General features: G+C 66.6%; 18 protein-coding genes and 2 pseudogenes. 7 read left to right on the top strand and 13 right to left on the bottom strand.

Features of this window, described 5'->3' with window-relative positions; all coding sequences use genetic code 11:
- Window positions 1-10 precede the first annotated feature (10 nt).
- Entirely contained in the window at window positions 11-448 is a 438-nt protein-coding gene (locus J2T47_RS04740) for a hypothetical protein (RefSeq protein WP_253442955.1), read from the bottom strand.
- A 223-nt stretch (window positions 449-671) separates the two neighbouring features.
- Between J2T47_RS04740 and J2T47_RS04735 the strand changes: the two genes are divergently transcribed.
- Window positions 672-1,106 carry a PGDYG domain-containing protein gene (locus J2T47_RS04735; protein ID WP_253442953.1) on the top strand — a complete coding sequence of 145 codons (435 nt, stop codon included), beginning with the start codon at window positions 672-674 and terminating at the stop codon, window positions 1,104-1,106.
- Window positions 1,107-1,262: 156 nt separating this feature from the next.
- Window positions 1,263-2,168, top strand: a complete 906-nt coding sequence (locus tag J2T47_RS04730; protein ID WP_253442951.1) for a YihY/virulence factor BrkB family protein — start codon at window positions 1,263-1,265, stop codon at window positions 2,166-2,168.
- On the opposite strand, the gene J2T47_RS04725 is transcribed toward J2T47_RS04730, so the two are convergent.
- Both J2T47_RS04725 and J2T47_RS04720 read right to left on the bottom strand, forming a co-directional pair.
- Entirely contained in the window at window positions 2,165-2,716 is a 552-nt protein-coding gene (locus J2T47_RS04725) for a hypothetical protein (protein WP_253442949.1), read from the bottom strand. The genes J2T47_RS04730 and J2T47_RS04725 overlap by 4 nt on opposite strands.
- 88 nt (window positions 2,717-2,804) lie before the next feature.
- Window positions 2,805-3,713 carry a LysR family transcriptional regulator gene (locus J2T47_RS04720; RefSeq protein WP_253442947.1) on the bottom strand — a complete coding sequence of 303 codons (909 nt, stop codon included), beginning with the start codon at window positions 3,711-3,713 and terminating at the stop codon, window positions 2,805-2,807.
- 106 nt (window positions 3,714-3,819) lie between these two features.
- Between J2T47_RS04720 and J2T47_RS04715 the strand changes: the two genes are divergently transcribed.
- Window positions 3,820-5,064, top strand: coding sequence for an SGNH/GDSL hydrolase family protein (locus J2T47_RS04715; protein WP_253442945.1), 1,245 nt, complete (start codon window positions 3,820-3,822; stop codon window positions 5,062-5,064).
- Between the two features lie 79 nt (window positions 5,065-5,143).
- Here the strand turns inward: J2T47_RS04715 and J2T47_RS04710 are convergent, their stop codons facing one another.
- The 4 genes and pseudogenes from J2T47_RS04710 to J2T47_RS04700 form a co-directional block, all read right to left on the bottom strand.
- Entirely contained in the window at window positions 5,144-6,259 is a 1,116-nt protein-coding gene (locus J2T47_RS04710) for a PilT/PilU family type 4a pilus ATPase (protein WP_253442944.1), read from the bottom strand.
- A 114-nt stretch (window positions 6,260-6,373) separates the two neighbouring features.
- Window positions 6,374-6,814 (bottom strand): annotated as a pseudogene (locus tag J2T47_RS29415) (methyl-accepting chemotaxis protein); the annotation flags it as partial.
- Between the two features lie 99 nt (window positions 6,815-6,913).
- Window positions 6,914-7,600: pseudogene (locus tag J2T47_RS29410) on the bottom strand (PAS domain-containing protein); the annotation flags it as partial.
- A 227-nt stretch (window positions 7,601-7,827) separates the two neighbouring features.
- A complete protein-coding gene (locus tag J2T47_RS04700; protein ID WP_253442939.1) occupies window positions 7,828-9,585 on the bottom strand; it encodes a hybrid sensor histidine kinase/response regulator in 1,758 nt (585 codons plus the stop codon).
- A gap of 27 nt (window positions 9,586-9,612) precedes the next feature.
- Here J2T47_RS04700 and J2T47_RS04695 point away from each other — a divergent pair, with 27 nt between their 5' ends.
- Window positions 9,613-10,272, top strand: a complete 660-nt coding sequence (locus J2T47_RS04695) for a response regulator (protein ID WP_253442935.1) — start codon at window positions 9,613-9,615, stop codon at window positions 10,270-10,272.
- 211 nt (window positions 10,273-10,483) lie between these two features.
- The gene (locus J2T47_RS04690) at window positions 10,484-11,116 is read left to right on the top strand and encodes a LysE family translocator (RefSeq protein WP_253442932.1); all 633 of its coding nucleotides are present in this window, start codon (window positions 10,484-10,486) and stop codon (window positions 11,114-11,116) included.
- An 82-nt stretch (window positions 11,117-11,198) separates the two neighbouring features.
- Here J2T47_RS04690 and J2T47_RS04685 read toward each other — a convergent pair whose 3' ends face one another.
- Together J2T47_RS04685 and J2T47_RS04680 are read right to left on the bottom strand one after the other, a co-directional pair.
- Window positions 11,199-11,480 (bottom strand): peptidylprolyl isomerase, encoded by a 282-nt coding sequence (locus J2T47_RS04685; RefSeq protein WP_184594568.1) that lies wholly within the window; start codon window positions 11,478-11,480, stop codon window positions 11,199-11,201.
- A gap of 288 nt (window positions 11,481-11,768) precedes the next feature.
- Window positions 11,769-12,362 carry an NAD(P)H-dependent oxidoreductase gene (locus tag J2T47_RS04680; RefSeq protein WP_253442929.1) on the bottom strand — a complete coding sequence of 198 codons (594 nt, stop codon included), beginning with the start codon at window positions 12,360-12,362 and terminating at the stop codon, window positions 11,769-11,771.
- Between the two features lie 165 nt (window positions 12,363-12,527).
- On the opposite strand from J2T47_RS04680, the gene J2T47_RS04675 reads away from it, so the two are divergent.
- On the top strand, window positions 12,528-12,821 hold the full coding sequence (locus tag J2T47_RS04675; protein ID WP_253442926.1) for a putative quinol monooxygenase: 294 nt from the start codon (window positions 12,528-12,530) through the stop codon (window positions 12,819-12,821).
- 7 nt (window positions 12,822-12,828) lie between these two features.
- Here J2T47_RS04675 and J2T47_RS04670 read toward each other — a convergent pair whose 3' ends face one another.
- Window positions 12,829-14,268 carry a sensor domain-containing diguanylate cyclase gene (locus J2T47_RS04670; protein ID WP_253442923.1) on the bottom strand — a complete coding sequence of 480 codons (1,440 nt, stop codon included), beginning with the start codon at window positions 14,266-14,268 and terminating at the stop codon, window positions 12,829-12,831.
- 242 nt (window positions 14,269-14,510) lie between these two features.
- On the opposite strand from J2T47_RS04670, the gene J2T47_RS04665 reads away from it, so the two are divergent.
- A complete protein-coding gene (locus J2T47_RS04665; protein WP_253442920.1) occupies window positions 14,511-15,359 on the top strand; it encodes a CAP domain-containing protein in 849 nt (282 codons plus the stop codon).
- Window positions 15,360-15,363: 4 nt separating this feature from the next.
- Here J2T47_RS04665 and J2T47_RS04660 read toward each other — a convergent pair whose 3' ends face one another.
- The 3 genes from J2T47_RS04660 to J2T47_RS04650 form a co-directional block, all read right to left on the bottom strand.
- Window positions 15,364-15,885: a hypothetical protein gene (locus J2T47_RS04660; RefSeq protein WP_253442918.1), complete on the bottom strand. Its 522-nt coding sequence runs from the start codon at window positions 15,883-15,885 to the stop codon at window positions 15,364-15,366.
- Window positions 15,886-16,068: 183 nt separating this feature from the next.
- Window positions 16,069-16,905 carry a bifunctional allantoicase/(S)-ureidoglycine aminohydrolase gene (locus tag J2T47_RS04655; protein ID WP_151186420.1) on the bottom strand — a complete coding sequence of 279 codons (837 nt, stop codon included), beginning with the start codon at window positions 16,903-16,905 and terminating at the stop codon, window positions 16,069-16,071.
- Between the two features lie 187 nt (window positions 16,906-17,092).
- Window positions 17,093-17,977, bottom strand: a complete 885-nt coding sequence (locus J2T47_RS04650) for a LysR family transcriptional regulator (RefSeq protein ID WP_088418102.1) — start codon at window positions 17,975-17,977, stop codon at window positions 17,093-17,095.
- Window positions 17,978-18,037 lie beyond the last annotated feature (60 nt).

Here is an 18,037-nt window from a genome sequence, read left to right as displayed (position 1 = left end):
TTCTGCAACGTCAGGTCTTGGCGCAGCTCAGGGTCTGCGGATCGATGGTGATGCTGGCCAGCGGCTTGGCGTCGCTGCCGGCGTACTCGTGGGTGACGCTCAGGTGGTGCTCGCGGAAGCGCTGCAGCAGGTCGGGCTGCTGGCAGGTGGTCTCGGAGAGCTGCTTCTTCAGGCCGTTCTCGAACTTGGCGCGGGCGCCCAGGTCCATGGCGTCCAGGCGCAGGTTGGAGATGGCGTAGCGGTAATACAGCATCTTCTTCGCCGGGTCGAGCTGCACGCTGTTGAGGGTGGTCACCTTGTCCACCTGGCGCGGCAGGTTGGCCTTGGTGACCTGGTCGAAATAGTCCGCCGATTCCTTGAGGAATTTCGCTTCGTCGGGGGTGTCTTCGGCGTGGACGGCCAGGCTGGTGAGCAACAGGAAGGGCAGGGCGAGACGGGCAAACAGCATGGGAGATTCCTGTACGGCTGATGGGAGTGGTGCGTGGGTGCAGGCTCAGTAGGTGCGACAGCCAGAGCATGGCCGGGTTCGGGCCGATGTGCCGTGACGGCACGCCCATGGCGTGTGAGTGTAGAGCACCGTCGGCCGCTGGCTGCTCGCGGGGCGATTCTTTTGCGGGTAGGCTTGCCGCCGGTCTCTCTTCCACCTCTTTCCGCAGGTCTGCAGCCCCGCCATGATCGAACTCACCCAGGTCGACCTCCGCACCGATCCCGCCGCGCAACGCGTGGTGAAGGATGAAACCGTCACCGTCGAATTCGCTGCCGCGGTGGGCGAATTGATGAGCCTCGAAGGTCCGAATCGCTACGCCATCGGGGACGCGATCATCAGCGGCGCGACGGGCGAGCGCTGGGTCGTCTCCCGCGAGCGCTTCGACCCCAAATACCGGCCCGCCGACACTGCACTCAGCCACGGCGAGCCGGGCGCTTACCGCAATATCCCCAGCCCGGTGCTGGCCCGGCGCATGGACGAAGCCTTCAGCCTGCTGCGCTCGGCCGGTGGCGACCGCCTCACCGGTGCCGCTGGTGACTGGGTCATGCAGTACGCCCCCGGTGACTACGGTGTGGTGAAGGCCGAGCGCTTCGCCAAGGTCTATCGCCCGGCCGACTGAATCCGCACCCGCTCTGGCCTCCGCGCCCCGCCAGCGGCTATGGTCTGTGCTGGCGGGGCGCTCTGCGTCGCGCATTTATTGCAACTTTGCCGGCTTGGCGCGGGTCCACCCTGCAGCCGCCGGCAGGCGGGACGCTCATCGGGAGGACGGTGCGGGATGCGATTCATGGACATGCGCGGGCTCAGCCTGGGGCCCTGGAAGCTGATCAGGCTGACGCTGAAGGAATTCCTCGACGACGAGATGCCCACCTACGCCGCCGCACTGGCCTACCAGGGGTTGTTCTCGCTGTTTCCCTTCCTGCTGTTCCTCATCGCGCTGCTGGGCTTCCTGCACCTGCCGGAGTTCTTCGACTTCCTCCGCCAGCAGGCCGACTACGTGCTGCCGGCGCAGGCGCTGGAGCAGGTCAACCCGGTCATCGACCAGTTGCAGCAGCGCCAGGGTGGGTTGCTGTCCATCGGTATCGTGGTGGCGCTGTGGTCGTCCTCGGCGGCGGTGCGTTCGCTGATGATCGCACTCAACGCCGCCTATGACGTGCGCGAGGCGCGTCCGGCCTGGAAGCGCATCCCGCTGTCGCTGTTCTACACCTTCGGCCTGGTGGCCATGCTGATGCTGATCGCCGCGCTGATGATCCTCGGGCCCCAGGTGATGGGCTGGATCGCCGCCAAGGTGGGCCTGGAGGATTTCGTGGTGATCCTCTGGAGCATCCTGCGCTGGCCGGTGATCGTGCTGCTGATGATGATGGCGGTGGCGATCATCTACTACGTCACGCCCAACGTGCAGCAGAGGTTCCGCTTCATCACGCCCGGTTCGATGCTCGCCGTGGTGCTGTGGATTTCCGCATCGCTGGGCTTCGGTTACTACGTGAAGAACTTCGCCGACTACAACGCCATGTACGGCAGCGTCGGGGCGATCATCGTGCTGCTGCTGTACTTCTACATCTCGTCGGCGGTGCTGCTGCTGGGCGCGGAGCTCAATGCGGTGATCGAGCACCATCTGCCCCACGGCAAGGACGAGGGCGCGAGGACCTTCGACCAGGCCGCCCCGGCGCCCGATGAGGGCTAGGGCTGAGCCGGCTGGTCGGCGACGGCGGGCGGTTCGCTGAGCAGCGAGTTGACCAGCGCGGTGGCTTTCTCGAACGACGGGTAGCCGCTCCTGGCGACGTCCAGGTTGCCGTAGTCCTCAAGATACTGCCGGGCTTTCGCCGGGTCGGCCTGCTCCACCAGGAAGGGTTCGGACCAGATCTTGTAGAGCAGCGCCACGGCATAGGGCTGGCCGGCGTCGGCGGCCTTCTCCAGCAGTGGCAGCACCTCGTCCACCTGCGGGCCTTCCTTGATCTTCAGCAGCGCCATGTAGAAGCTCGCCTCGCCGCGCACGTCCTTTTCCAGGGAGCGGGCGAGCAGAGCTTCGGCCAGCTCGTAGTTGGCCAGGTCGCCGCTGGCGATCAGCAGCTTCGCCTGCAGCATGTCGTTCTGGTAGAGCAGGCGCTCCTGGCGGCAGGCCTCGCCGCTCAGCGGCTCGTCGCAGGGGTTGCTGGCGCTCGTCGAGCAGCCGGCCAGCAGTAGCGGCAGCGCCAGGGTGGCCAGCAGATAAGGTGTGTGTTGCTTGCCCATGCAAGTCCCTCGGGGGCGGATATCAGGGTTCGACCGGTCGGTGGGCGCGGCGGTTCTGCTCAATGCCGAAAAGCATAGCCGCTGCCCGTCAGAGAGCCTCGAAACCGGGCAGGCGCGGCAGGCGCTCGATGAGGAAATCGATCAGCGCGCGGGTCCGGGCCGGCAGAAAAAGCCGCGAAGGATACAGCAGACTGGCCTCCTGGGTAGGCCCGTGCCAGTGCGGGAGAATGCGTTGCAGGCTGCCGTCGGCCAGCAGGTCGGCCACCAGCCAGGCCGGCGTGAGACCGAAACCGGCAGCCAGGCAGTAGCTCTCGCGGATCGCCAGGGAGCTGTTCACCGTGTAGCGGCTGCGTGTGGCGAGGTTCAGTTCGCGCCCGTCGACGTGGCGCAGCAGCAGGTTCTGGCCGGCGTCGAGCCAGGCGAAACGCAGGTAGTCGGCCAGCGGCAGGTCCTCGGGCGAGTGCAGGCCGGGCTGCCGGGCGAGCCATGCCGGGGCGGCCACCAGATAGCGCCGCGAGCGCGCCAGCGGACGGGCGATCAGTTGTTCCGGCAGTTCGCCGCCCAGGCGCAGGGCGAGGTCGATGCCTTCTGCGGTGAGGTCGACGAAGCGGTCGTTGAGCAGCAGTTCCACCTCGACCTCCGGGTGCAACTGCATGAACTCCAGCAGCAGCGCATTCAGCCGCAGCACGCCCAGACTCACCGGCGCGCTGACCCGCAGGCGGCCGCGCACCTGCTCGGTCTCGCCACGGGCCTCGCTGACGCCCTCGGCATAGCTTTCCAGCGTCTGCCGCGCATGCTCGTAGAAGCTCCGGCCCTGCTCGGTGGGCTGCACGCGGGTGGTGCTGCGGATCAGCAACTGCGCGCCAACCTGGCGTTCCAGCGCTGCCATGGTCTTGCTCACCGTCGGCTGGCTGCTGCCGGACTCGCGGGCCACGGCGGAAAGACTGCCCAGTTCCACGGCGCGGACGAAACAGTGCAACGCCTTGAGGGTATCCATGTCCTATTCGTTAATCGAATGACGGGTCTGCAAATATGCCGTCTACCGCCGTGATTGGGAATGGCCGAGCCTATGGTCATCTCCATCAACGTTGTCGAGGAATACCATGAAACGACTGCTGCTCACCGCCCTGATCGCCCTGGCCATACCGTTGGCCCTGCCCTTGGCGCAGGCTGAAGAAGGACACTGGCAGGCGACCTGGAGCGCCAGCCCGCAGCGCGTCTGGGGCAAGGAAGTACCCTTGCCGCTGGGGGTGCCGACGGTGATCGGCAACCACACGCTGCGGCAGAGTGTGAAGGTCAGCCTGGGCGGGCAGCGTATCCGCATAGCCCTGTCCAACGCCTATGGCAGCCAACCGGTGGCCATAGGCGGCGCGGCCGTGGCGCTCGCGGCGGCGGACGGGCGACTTGGTGGTCCGGGCCGGCGCCTGACCTTCGCCGGTCAGCCCACGGCTTACATCGCACCAGGCGCCGAGTTGCTCAGTGATCCGCTGGACCTCGCCGTTCCGGCGCTGGGCGAACTGGCTGTGTCGATCTATCTGCCGCAGCCCACTGCCATCGAAAGCTTCCATTGGGACGGCAAGCAGCGCGTATACGGTGGCCCGGGCGAGCAGCTCGACGCCGCGCGCCTGCCGGCGGACGGCAAGATGGAGGCGCGGTTGTTCCTCGCCGACGTGTTTGTGGAGAGTTCCGAAGCGCGCCCGGTGGTGGCGGTGCTCGGTGACTCCATCACCGATGGCCGCGGCGCCAGCCTGGACGGCAACCAGCGCTGGCCGGACGTGCTGGCGCAGCGGCTGGCGGCGCATGACGTGGGCGTGATCAATGCCGGCATCTCCGGCGCGCGCCTGCTCTCCGACGGCATGGGACAGAGTGCCCTGGTGCGTTTCCAGCGCGACGTGCTGGGCAAGCCGGGCGTAAAGGCAGCCATCGTACTGCTGGGCATCAACGACATCTCCTGGCCCGGCAGCACCTTCGCGCCGAACAACCCGCTGGTGCAGTACGAGGACCTGGTCGCCGGTTACCGCCAGCTGATCGCCCAGGCCCATGTGCGTGGCGTGCGCATCGTCGGCACGACCCTCCTGCCGTTCGAGCGCGCGCTCAGCGGTTCACCCATCGAGAACTACCACGCCGCCAACAAGGAGGCGCTGCGCCAGCGGGTGAACCAGTGGATTCGCGACAGCGGCGAGTTCGATGCGGTGCTCGACCTGGATGCGCACCTGCGCGATCCCGCGCACCCGCTACGCCTGCTGCCAGCCTACGACAGCGGCGACCACCTGCACCCCGGCGATGCGGGGAACCGGGCGATGGCCGAGAGTGTGGAGATCGATGCGTTGCTCAAGGGCATCCTGTAGGAGCGCCCTGCGGGCGCTGATCGCGGGCATGGCCCGCTCCTACAAGGTCCACGCTCCTACGAAAAGCAGCCGGGTCAACTCAACTGCCGAACACCGGCCCCACGCTGTCGTCGTCCATCCCACGCTCCAGCTTGATCTTCAGCGCCAGGTCGGTGCGCGAGTCGGCGAACTTCAGCGCATCGCTCACGCTCACGCGGCCTTCCTCCAGCAGCTTGTAGAGGCTCTGGTCGAAGCTCTGCATGCCACTTTCCAGCGCACGCTCCACCGCGCCCTTGAGCTCAGGCAACTCGTCGCGCTGGATGATGCCGCGGATGTGCGGCGTGCCCAGTACCAGCTCCACCGCCACCGCGCGGCGCTGGTGGCTGCCGGGCACCAGGCGCTGGCCGACCAGCGCGAGGATGTTCTGCGACAGGTCGGCCAGCACCTGCGGACGCGCCTCGTCGGGGAAGAAGCGGGTGATGCGCTCGATGGCGTGGCGGCAACTGGTGCCGTGCAGGGTGGCGACGCACAGGTGACCGGTCTCGGCGTAGTGCAGCGCGTGCTGCATGGTGGCGGCGTCGCGGATCTCGCCGAGCATGATCACGTCCGGCGCCTCGCGCAGCACGTTGCGCAGGGCGTCCTCGTAGCTGTGGGTGTCCAGGCCGACCTCGCGCTGGTCGATGATCGACTTCTTGTGCGTGTGGAGGAACTCGATGGGGTCCTCGATGCAGACGATGTGCCCGGAGCGATGGCGGTTGCGGAAGTCCAGCATGCTCGCCAGGGTCGTCGACTTGCCCGCGCCGGCCGCGCCGATCACCAGGATCAGCCCGCGATCCTGCATGGCCAGCTTGTCGAGGATCGACGGCAGGCCGAGGGAGGTGACGTCGGGGATCACCTGCTTGATCAGGCGTACCACCATGGCCACTTCGCCGCGCTGGAAGTAGATGTTCGCGCGAAAGCGCCCGACGTCCGGCACGCTCAGCGCCAGGTTCATCTCCAGGTCGCGCTCGAAATCCTGCGCCTGTGCCGGCGACATCAGTTGCCAGGCCAGGGTCTTCACTTCGCCGTTCTGCAGTACCCGGTCATCCGCCGGCTGGCTGTGGCCTTCGGCCTTCAGGTGCGGCGGCGCGCCGACACTGAAGAACATGTCCGAGCCGCCACGCTCGGGTAGCAGGCGCAGGTACTGGATGACGTCGGGGAGGGGAGTGCTGCTCATGGGATCGTCCTTCGATGGCGAGGGTGCGCATCTGCATTGAGCCTAGCTGCAATGCCGGACGGGAGCCTAGGGGAGGCTGCGGCACGCCGTGTTGACGTGCCGCAGGGAAGCGCCTCAGGTCGACAGCTGGTTGGCGAACTGGCCCACGGCGTTGACCACGCGCTGGGCGCTGTCCTGGATCTCGATGATCACCGTGCCGGCCTGGCCGGAAAGCTCCAGGCCCAGCTCGGCCTGCTGCTTGCCGCGGTCGATCATGGCCACGGCCTGGCCGGCCAGGTGCTGGTTCTGTTCCACCACGCGGGTGATTTCCTCGGTGGCGGCGCTGGTGCGCGAGGCGAGCTGGCGTACCTCGTCGGCGACCACCGCGAAGCCGCGCCCCTGGTCGCCCGCGCGGGCCGCCTCGATGGCGGCGTTGAGCGCCAGCAGGTTGGTCTGGTCGGCGATGCTGCGGATGCTCTGCACCAGCGCGCCGATGGCCTGGGACTGGCGGTCCAGCGCCTCGATGCCCTGGGCGGCCTCCTGCATGCGCTCCGCCAGCTCGCGCATCACATCCACGGTCTGCTGCACCACGGCGGCGCCTTTGGTGGCGCTGTCGTCGGTGGTCTGCGAGGTGTCGAAGGCGATGGTCGCCGCCTGCGCGACGGCGTTCTCGCGGTGCACCTGCTCGGTGATCACGGTGGCGAACTTCACCACTTTGTAGAGGCGGTCGTGGGCGTCGATGATCGGGTTGTAGGAGGCCTCCAGCCAGACTTCGTGGCCGCGGCTGTCGAGGCGCTTGAAGCGGCCGGTGACGAACTCGCCGCGGCGCAGCTTGGCCCAGAAGGCGTCGTAGTTCGACGAGTTGTATTCGCCGGGCTCGCAGAACATCCGGTGATGCTTGCCCTGGATCTGCGTCAGGCTGTAGCCCATGGCGTTGAGGAAGCGGTCGTTGGCGGCGAGCACTTCGCCCTGCAGGTTGAATTCGATCACCGCGGTGGAGCGTTGCAGCGCCTCGATCAGGTTCTCGTGCTCGCGGGAGTTCTCGATGGTGCGGGTCAGGTCGCTGGCGTGGATCGAGAAGTGCCGGACCACGCCGTTGCTGTCGTGCATCGGCTGCAGGATCGAGCGCAGCCAGGCCTCTTCGCCATCGCCACGCAGCAGACGGATCACCCCGGCCAGGTGTTCGCCGCGCTCGATGGCGTGCTTGACCCGCAGGTGAAAATCGAGCCCACGCACGTGATCGGGGATCAGGTCCAGCAGCGGACGGCCGATGAGCTGGTCGCCGCGATGGAGCATCTCCTTCTCGAAGTTGGCGTTCACCGATTCGATGCGCCCACGGGGATCGAGGAAGAGAACCAGCATTTCCTGGTCGAGGCTGGCGCGGACCTCGTTGACCGAGTCGAGCTCTTCACGCAGGGCGGCCAGTTCCTGTTTCAAACGCGAATTGAACATTCGTGGGCATTCTCAAGTGGTGGTGCACCCAGGCTGATGCCGGATGACTTCATCTACTGCATCGGCTGATCCGGCCGTGACTTTAGCCCCCGTGTGTAACGGCGTATGCCGCGTGGTTAAAGGCCTGACGCCAGTTTTCAGACAGTGCTGGTCACATCCTGACTGCTGGCGATGGCGGCGCGCAGCTGGTCGGTGTCCAGCGGTTTGTGCAGCAGCTGGCTGCCGCTGGCGGAGGCCTCGCGCAGGCGCTCGGGGGAGGTGTCGCCGGTGATGATCAGTGCGGGCACATTGCGCGACAGGTAGCTGCGGATGCGGCGTACCGCATCGGCGCCGGTCTGGCCTTCCCCCAGGCGATAGTCGCTGAGGATCAGGTCCACGGGCGCGCGGCCAGCGTGGCTGGCCTCGATATGCCGCTGGCAGGCGAGCAGGGCGCTGGTGCCGGGATAGACGCGATGACCCCAGACCTCCAGCAGGCTGCACAGCGCATCCAGCACGTCGACTTCGTCCTCCACCACCATGATGCCCAGGCCGGGCCCGCGGGCGGTCGTCGGCAGCGGCAGGGGCGGAGCCTGCAACGGTGTCTCGGCCAGTGGCACGCGCAGGCTGAAGCAGGTGCCCCGGCCGGCCTCGGAGGTCAGCACCAGGGGATGCCCGAGCAGCCGTGCGGTGTGGCGCACGATAGCCAGGCCCAGCCCCAGCCCCTGCTTGCGGTCGCGTTCGGCGTTATGCAGCTGGACGAACTCGTCGAAGATCACTTCCTGCTGGCTGGCGTGGATGCCGACGCCGGTGTCGATCACCTGGATTTCCAGCTCCTCGCCACGCCGGCGGCAGCCCAGCAGCACGCTGCCGTTGGGCGTATAGCGGAAGGCGTTGCTCAGCAGGTTGTCGAGGATGCGCTTGAGCAGCAGTGGGTCGCTGTCCACCCACAGCCGGCTGTCCTGCACGCGCCAGCGCAGGTTGTGCTCGCTGGCGGTGCCGGCGAATGCCTCGCGCAGGTCGGCGAACAGCTTGTGCAGCGAGATCGGCTCGCGCGCCACCGGCACCACGCCGGCGTCCAGGCGCGAGATATCCAGCAGGCCGTTGAGCAGGTCGCTCAGGTTGCCGAGCATGGCGCGCAGGCGCGAAGCGATATCACGCGCCTGGCGGGCATCCACCGGGCCGCGTTCGGCGAGGGCGGAGAGGGCGCCGACGAACAGTCCGAGGGCGTGGATCGGCTGGCGCAGGTCGTGGCTGGCGGCGGCCAGGAAGCGCGTCTTGGCCTGGTCGGCGGCGCGGGCGCGGTCGCGCTGTTCGCGCAGGTCCTGCACCAGCTCGGAGTTTTCCTGGCGCAGGCGGATGGTCTCGCACAGGCTGCGGTAGGTTACCCGGCTGTAGTACAGGTTGACCGCGGCCAGGCAGACGATGAAGAAGCTGTAGGTGGTGTGCTGTTCGTCGGCAATGCTCAGGCAGCACACCAGCATGGGCAGCAGCATCGCGGTGAGCGAGCCGATATAGGCCGGCGGAAAGGCCGACAGCGAGGGCACCGCACCGCACACCAGGCCTGTGAGCACGATGCAGGTGAAGGCGAACAGCTGCGGATCGCCGTGGGCGAAGCCGGCCCAGCCCAGCCATCCCCACAGCAGGCTGCTGGCCCAGGACAGCAGCGTGGTGCTCCACAGCCATTGTTCTTCCCGCGTGTGCGCCGGGGCTTGCCGGAAGTACGTGCGTGCCAGGACAATCCGCCCCAGCGTGAGCGCGTAGAGCGCGACCAACCAGAAGACCATCGTCGTCGGCGACAGGGCGTTGCGGAAGATGTACAGCACCGGCAGGGGTATCACCAGGTTGGCAAAGAGCACGGCGTAGGACTGGCGGAACAAGAGATCGACCAGATCGCGCTGCTGCAGGCTGTTGTGCATATCCGAAATGCCTCAGGGAGACGAAAGATGGACGGGAAGCGCGATCTGCGGGTGGTCATCGCCGATGACCACGGTATCGTACGGGACGGCCTGCACCTGCTGCTGTCGACCCAGGACGGCATCCAGGTGGTGGGTGAGGCGGGGGACGGCCTGCGCCTGCATGCCCTGCTGGAAGAACAGGGCGCGGACCTGCTCCTGCTCGACCTGAACATGCCCGGCCTCAACCGGCTGCAGTTCATCCACGAACTGCGCCAGCGTCACCCCCGGCTGAAGATACTGGTTCTCACCGCCAACACGGAGACGGCCACGGTGCGCTCGGTGCTCGACGCCGGCGTGCACGGCTACCTGAGCAAGAACGATGATACCGGCGAGCTGCTCGAAGCCATCGACGCCCTGCGCGGCGGCCGGCACTTCCTGGCGCACAGCCTGCGCGTCCTGCTGGACAGCCCGAAGGTGCGCGCCCCGGTTGATTCCAGCCTGCTGTCGGCCGTGGAGCTGACCCGACGCGAGCGACAGATTCTCGTCCTGGCCGCCCAGGGGCACAGCGCGCGGGAAATCGCCGAGCACTTCAGCATCAGCCCGCTGACCGTGCGCAAGCACCGCGAGAACCTCATGCGCAAACTCGACCTGCACAGCCCTGCGGAGCTGGCGGCCTTCGCCGTGCGCCTGGGGCTGCCCAGCGCCTGAGTCGAACCTCTGCCTTGCCTGCGTGCGCATGCTGCGCGTCCCCGTCCCATGCATGAGTCGTCCGGCAGAGACTAGCTTCCCGCACGCCGGGAAAAAATACGGCAACTGCCGTATGTGCCTGGCTGCCCGCGCTGCTTAACCTTTCCCATCACGGACCAGACGCCGCCTCGATGAGCGCCGGCCGATACCCGATCAAGGGAAGGATCACACCATGACACTGCCTGCCTACTGGGCCTCGTTCGCCGTGGCGACGCTGGCATTCGCCTGCATACCGGGCCCGGCCATCCTCTACATGACCTCGCAGACCCTCGCCCACGGCCGCCGTGCCGGCCTGCACGCCGCACTGGGCATTCACCTGGGTTGCTACGCACACATCCTCGCCGCCAGCGCCGGCCTCGCCGCGCTGCTGCACCATGCACCGAACCTGTACCTCACGCTGAAACTGGCCGGCGCGGCCTACCTGATCTGGCTGGGCGGCGCGATGATCTTCGGCCGGCGCCGCCTGCTCGGCGACGGGCAGGACGCAGGCGAGGCACGGCCCAAGGTGCTGCGCGACAGCATCATCGTCGAGGTACTCAATCCCAAGACGGCGCTGTTCTTCCTGACCTTCCTGCCGCAGTTCGTCGACCCGGCCGCCAGCCTGCCGGTGGGCCTGCAGTTCTTCATCCTCGGGATGATCGTCAACCTGGTGTTCTCCACCGCCGACGTGCTCGCCGTGCTGTTCGCCTCGCTGTTGCTGGGCGCGCTGGGCAAGGGGCGCGGACAGCGCCTGATGCCGCGTGTGTGCGGGTCGATACTGGTAGGGCTGGGCGTGATGCTGGTGGCCCGGGGCGGGCCGGTGTAACGCAGGGGACTCGCGCGGGAAGCGCAGTGGGAAGCAGAGCAGGCGCCGCCCCGTCAGAGAAGGGCGGCGCGGGCGAAGCGGATCAGTCCTCGCGGCTGGTCACTTCCACCAGGTGGTAACCGAACTGGGTCTTCACCGGACCCTGGACGACATTCAGCGGGGCGCTGAACACGACCTGGTCGAATTCGCGAACCATCTGGCCCGGGCGGAAGCTGCCCAGGTCGCCGCCGCTGCGGCCGGACGGGCAGGTGGAGTTGTCGCGCGCCACCTGGGCGAAATCGGCGCCGCCTTCGATAGCGGTTTTCAGTTCATTGCACTTGGCTTCGCTGGAAACCAGGATGTGACGGGCGGATGCACGGGCCATGGGATAACTCCTGAACAGGCAGTAGGAAAGGGCGAAGCCTAGCCGATTCCGCTGACGAACCCAATGTCGGGCGCCTGACGGCGGGCTTAATCTTGGAGCGAGCTCGCTCGCGAACGGATTCACCGTCGCCTTCGGCGCTGGGCGGTTCGCGAGCAAGCTCGCTCCTACAGGCCGCTGCCAGGGTGGGACGCGCATAGGAGCGGATTCATCCGCGATGGACCTCGCCCAGATGGAGAACGTGCCGGCGGCAAGCGATCGCGGACGGAGTCCGCTCCTGCGCTCGGTCGATCAGGCCTGCGACGCGCCGAATACTTCGCTCAGGTGCTGCTGGTAGCGCTGCACATCGCCCTCGATGTTCGGGCGCTTCATCACGTCCACGCAGAGGAAGGTCGGCAGCGCGCTCATGCCGAGGAACTGGTTGGCCTTGTGGAACGGGAAGTACACCGCGTCCACGCCTTTGCCCTCGAAGAAATCGGTCGGGTCGTCGAAGGCCTGCCGGGGCGCATTCCAGGTGGCCGAGATCATGTATTGCTTGCCCTGCAGCAGACCGCCGCTGCCGTACTTCTGCGAAGCGTCGGAGCGGGTGCGGCCGTCGTTGGCGTAGAGGCTGCCGTGGCCGGCGGTGAACACCTCGTCGAGGTACTGCTTGACGGTCCAGGGCGCGCCCATCCACCAGCCGGGCATCTGGTACACGATGACGTCGGCCCAGAGCATCTTCTGCACTTCTTCCTGGATGTCGTAGCCGCCGTCGACGAAGGTTTCCTTCACGTCGAAACCGGCGCGGTCCAGATGGGCGATGGCGGCTTCATGCAGGGTCGCGTTGTAGCGGCCCTCGGAGTGGGCGAACTGCTTGCCGCCATTGATCAGCAGGATCTTTTTCATGGAGTGGGCTCCGTCAGTCAGAAATTCGATGGCGGCAGAATATCGACCGGGACAGGGAAGAAAAACCCGTTCTCGGACAAATGATCCGTGCGTGAGAATCAAGAATGCAGAGGATTGATTTGCGTCAGGATTAGGCAATCCTTTCGTCCACCCGGAGCCCATTCGATGTACGCCTTCACCCTCCAGGCCCACACCCTTCCGGAAAAATCCCAGGTCTTCGAGGACCTGTTCCGTACCTACCTCACTCCCAGCCGCGCCGAGGAAGGCTGCATCCAGTACCACATGCTGCGCGACGCCAGCGACCCGACCCTGTTCACCTTCTTCGAGGTCTGGCAGAGCCGCGAACATCTGGCCATCCACTCCTCGCTGCCGCACATGCGCGAGTTCCATGAGCGGCGCATGGAGTACCTGCGCCGCGATTTCGACATCCAGGAAGTCGAGGTCATGCAGCCGCGCTGACCGTCTTTCAGGCCACCACCCGGTTGCGTCCGGCTTCCTTGGCCTTGTAGAGGTTGGCGTCCGCCGCATCGATCAGCTCCTGCAGGCTCTGCGCCGGGGTGTCCGAGGTACTGGCCACGCCGATGCTGAGGGTCACCACGCCGCGCTGGCTCTGCTCGTGGGGTAGCGCGGTTTCCTCCACCTCGCGGCGGATCGACTCGGCGACCTGCGCGGCGGTGGCGCTGTCGCAGCCGGGGAGGATCATCACGAACTCCTCGCCGCCGTAGCGCGCCGCGCCGTCTTCCTCGCGGCGGCAGCCTTTGCGCACCAGGTGCGCGACGTTGATCAGCGCCAGGTCGCCGCGCGGGTGGCCATAGTGGTCGTTGTAGGCCTTGAACTGGTCGATATCCATCATCAGTACTGCCAGGTTGCCGTCTGCGGAGCGGCGGCGCTGCCATTCGCGCTGCGCCTTCTGATCGAACCAGCGACGGTTGTGCAGGCCGGTCAGCGGGTCGGTATCGGCCTGGAGGCGCAGGCGGTTTTCCTTGGCATTGCGGCGCTTCAGGTGGCGGGTCAGGCGGAAGGCGAAGTAGATAGTCGCCGCATTGATCGCCAGCAGCAGGCCGGCGGTGATCCAGGTGCGCCCGGTCCAGGTGTGGAAGATTTCTTCGCGGCACAACTCCACCGAGACCACCGCCGGGTAATCGCCGATGCGCCGGTAACCGCGCCAGTGGGCGCTGGTGCCGCCGATGCTTTCGTCGATCGCTTCGGCCCGCCCGGAGGCGACGAAGTCACGGAAGGTGGCGCTTTCGTCCGGGTGCATCGGATGCTGCGGTGGCCACTGCGTCAGCGGCGTGCCGTCGAGCAGGCGAATGGAGACCACACCGCGCTGCCCCAGGTCGAGATCACGGACAAAGGCGTCGAGGTGGTGCAGGTCCTTGATCGCCGCCGCCACGCCGAGGAACTGGCCGTCCTTGCCGACGATGGCGCGGCTGAGCGCGATGCTCGGCCCTGACCCGGGGTAGGAGGGGAGGAATGGATGGCTGAGGTAGAGGCGTCCCGGATGATCGCGCGGTGTGGTGTAGTACTCGCGGCCGGAGAGGTCGCGGCGGGTTTCACCGGCGTGGTTGAGGTCCACCAGCAACTGGCCCTGGGCGTCAGTAACGACCAGCGTGCCGGACTGCAGCGCACCCGCCGCGTGGCCCTGCACCAGCTCCTGCAGGACCTGCTGGGTCATGTCTGGCGTGCTGGGGCCGGTGATGACGTTGGCGAGGGTCTGCAGCGTTTGCGCATGGACGTCGAGGTCGCGATGGAATTCCCGCTCCACCAGCAGCAGGGTGTTGTTGCCGCTGGCGCGGGCGTACATCAGGGCGTCCTGCTTCATCTGCAGCATATGCCAGCCGGCCAGCATTGTGGCGAGCACGGCGAGCAGGAAGGTCAGGGCGAAAACTTGCAACGGTTTGAGCACGATGCCCACCTTTCGGGCTATCCGAATTCGTTCAGGTAGCTGAATTGTCCCTGACGGCGCTGGACCGGCAATCGCAGTCGGAAGCTCCCTTGCCCTATGTCAGGCGGCCCGGAGATTCTCCGCAGGCCGGATGGGGCAAACGTTGCCGGGTTTTTCCACGGAGGGAACCCAAGTGCGCAGGCCGCAGCCAAATGCCGAGAAATCCCGCATCATTGAGCCCTTATCGACCATCGGAGCCATCCATGCCCAGCCCGTCGTTCCTTCCGCGTAGCCTGTTGTTGTCGCTCGGCCTGCTGGCCGCCGCCAGCGCCAGCGCGGCCGACCAGGACCAACTGCTCGAAGCGATCAACGCCTATCGCGGCGACGTGCAGTCCTGCGGCGGCCAGGCCTCCCAGGTGCTGCCGCCGCTGTCGCCGGACCCGCGCCTGGCGCTGCCGGCTTCGGCGGGGGAGTGGAAGGCCGCGCTGAACCAGACCGGCTACCCGATGAGCAGTGTGCGCATGCTCAGCCTCACCGGCCCGCGCGACGTGACGGCGGCCATGAAGGCGCTGCAGGAGAGTTTCTGCCAGGTACTGCTGGACCCGCAGTTCGTCGATGTCGGCATCAAGCGCGAGGGCGATGACTGGCGCATCCTGCTGGGCCGACCGCTGCTGCAGGCCAAGCTGGGCACCTGGGAAGCCGAAGGGCAACAGCTGCTGCAGGCAGTCAACAGTGCACGGGGCAAAGCTCGCCAGTGCGGCGGGCAGGCCTTCGGCCCGGCTGCTGCGCTGAGCTGGAACGCCACCCTGGGCGGCACCGCCGAAGCCCACAGCCGCGACATGGCCAACAACAACTACTTCGACCACAAGGGCCGGGATGGCAGCACACCGGGCGACCGCGCCGAACTGGACGGCTACGCCGGCCAGCGCATCGGCGAGAACATCGCTGCCGGCCAAGGCAACGCACAGAAGGTAGTGGACAGCTGGCTGGCCAGCCCCGGCCATTGCGCCAACCTGATGAACCCGCAATACAGCGAGCTGGGCGCGGCCTACGCGGCGGACCCGAAGAGCGACGCGGGCATCTACTGGACGGCGATGTTCGGCTCGCCCTGAGCCGTCATCGACTGCTGCTGGCGGCGCCCGTCTCGGCGCCCTGGCGCTTCACCTTCGCCGCGAGGATGCTCGCTTCGACTGCCGCCAGTGTGCCCGAGGCCGCCGGCAGCTCGAAGACCGCGCTTTCGGCGAGGGTCGAAACGCGCTCGCCGCTATCCAGGGTGAATTCCACGAATGCCAGGTGCTCAGACCAGGAGCGATAGCGCCGCACCATGAACAGGCTGTGGCGGGTGCGCACCGAGCTGATCTTCTCCAGCGCGATCAGCCGGTGGCTGTCCTTGCCGCACAGCACCAGCTCACCCTTGTCGATGAACGCCGGTTCGGCCCTTGATACCCGCTGCCACTCCACGGCAAAGCGCCCGCCGAGCAGCAGCAGGCAGAAGGGCAGGGCGGAGAACAGGGGCACGACGCCGCTGAACATCTTGATCAGCGTGAAGATGGCCATCGCCAGCAGGATCAGCAGGGTGACGGCGCGGTAGAAATGGACGTTGTCGAACTCGGTCTGCGGCAAGAACCGGACTTCCATGTGCAAATTTCCTCGGCGACTGCGAAACGTCATTCAGCCAGACTTTTTAGCAGACTGAGCGTCGCTTGCCATGCGAGGCGGGTCACGGCGTGGGGCGATACCAAAAGAAAAACCGGCGCCTGGGCGCCGGTTTTTCATTTGTCGCTGCGGGAGGCTGAGTCAGCTCCCGGCCGAACCTGCCACTCAGTGCGGCTGGTTCAGGGTCAGGCGCATGTGACGGTTCACATCCTTGTACAGCAGGTAGCGGAAGCGACCGGGGCCGCCGGAGTAGCAGGCCTGCGGGCAGAAGGCGCGCAGCCACATGAAGTCGCCGGCTTCCACCTCGACCCAGTCCTGGTTCAGGCGGTACACCGCCTTGCCTTCCAGCACGTACAGGCCGTGTTCCATCACGTGGGTCTCGGCGAACGGAATCACGCCGCCCGGCTCGAAGTTCACGATGTTCACGTGCATGTCATGGCGCATATCGGCCATGTCGACGAAGCGGGTGGTGCTCCAGCGGCCTTCGGTATCCGGCATCACCTTCGGCTCGATGTCCTGCTCGTTGGTGACGAAGGCTTCGGGCAGCGGTACGCCGTCGACTTTCTGGTAGTGCTTGCGGATCCAGTGGAAGCGGGTGTGCTGGCCGCTGGTGTTGCGCACCTTGTAGTCGGCGCCCGGCGGAATGAACGCATAGCCGCCCGGCTGCATCTTGTGCACTTCACCCTGCAGGGTCAGGGTCAGCTCGCCTTCGACGATGAACAGTACCGCTTCGGCGTTGATGTCCTGCTCGGGCTTGTCGCTGCCGCCCTGGGGCGCCAGTTCGACGATGTACTGCGCGAAGGTCTCGGCGAAGCCCGACAGCGGGCGGGCGATGACCCACATGCGCATGTTGTCCCAGAAGGGCAGGTGGCTGGTGACGATGTCACGCATCACGCCCTTGGGGATCACGGCATAGGCTTCGGTGAACATGGCGCGGTCGGTGAGCAGCTCGGTCTGTGCCGGGTGCCCGCCGTGCGGCGCGTAATAAGTGGATTTGGCCATGGGGTAATTCCTCATTGTTGTCTTGCTGCCCGGCGCGTGCGGCGCCGTGGTGAGCAATTGGTGCAGAGCGGCGCGCTGTCGGTGCGCTGGCCGTCGCTGGAAACCACGATATCCAGCGGCGTGTTCATGCACAAATTAAATGTTGGAATCCGCTGTATTCAATTTCTGAATGCTAAGGTGGTGGCGCTCAGCCTTTCGTGTCCTGCGCCAGAACCCGCGACAGCACCCGCGCCAGCTCCTTCACCATCGGGTCTACCGCCGGCCGGTGCAGCATCGCCACCTCGAACACGTCCACCGAGGGTAGCCCGATATTCTTCGGCAGCACGGCGTGCTCCGCCGTCACCGCGCGCTGCGGCAGCAGGCCGATGCCCATGCCGTCGGCGATGGCCGACTGGATGCCGGACAAGCTCGAGCTGGTGAAACTGATGTGCCAGCGTCGGCCGATGGATTCCAGCGCGGCGATCATCTCGTCGCGGTACACCCCGCGCGGCGGGAAGGTGACGATGGGCAGTGGGTCCAGCTCGATGCAGGCGTTCTTCGCACTGTCCACCCAGCGCGTCTTCTCCGGCCAGCAGGCCACCGCCTCGCGGGCGTTCTGCCGCTGCTTGAGCAGCACCAGGTCCAGCTCGCCGCGGTCGTAGCTGGCGGACAGGTCACGGCTCAGCCCGCTGGTGACCTCCAGCTTCACCTGCGGATAGCGGCGGTTGAACGCGGCCAATTGTTCGGTGGTGCGCCCGGTGGCGAAGTCGTCCGGCACGCCGATGCGCACCGTCAGCGCCACGGTGGCGCCGGACAGCGCCTCGACCATCTCGTCATTCAATGCCAGCAGGCGCCGGGCGTAGCCCAGCAGCGTATCGCCGGCATCGGTGGGCAATACATCGCGGTTGCCGCGTTCGAGCAGGCGGTGTCCGGCCATTTCCTCCAGCCGGCGAATCTTCTGGCTGACGGTGGACTGGGTCGAATGCAGGCGCGTGGCGGCCGTGGTGAAACTGCCGCAGTCGGCCACCGTGACGATGGCGCGGAGCAGGTCGAGATCAAAGAGACGGGTATTCGGTTTATCACTGTCGCTCATGGCGGTATCGGAAATCTGAATGCGATACCGCTTTCTAGCAGCTCAGCCCGAGCCTCGGCA

Origin of the sequence: Pseudomonas nitroreducens, assembly GCF_024170165.1 — a bacterium.
In the GTDB taxonomy this organism is placed as follows: Bacteria; Pseudomonadota; Gammaproteobacteria; order Pseudomonadales; family Pseudomonadaceae; genus Pseudomonas; species Pseudomonas nitroreducens_C.
Note: the sequence above shows the minus strand (reverse complement) of the source record. Positions and strands in the feature narration are given on the sequence as shown.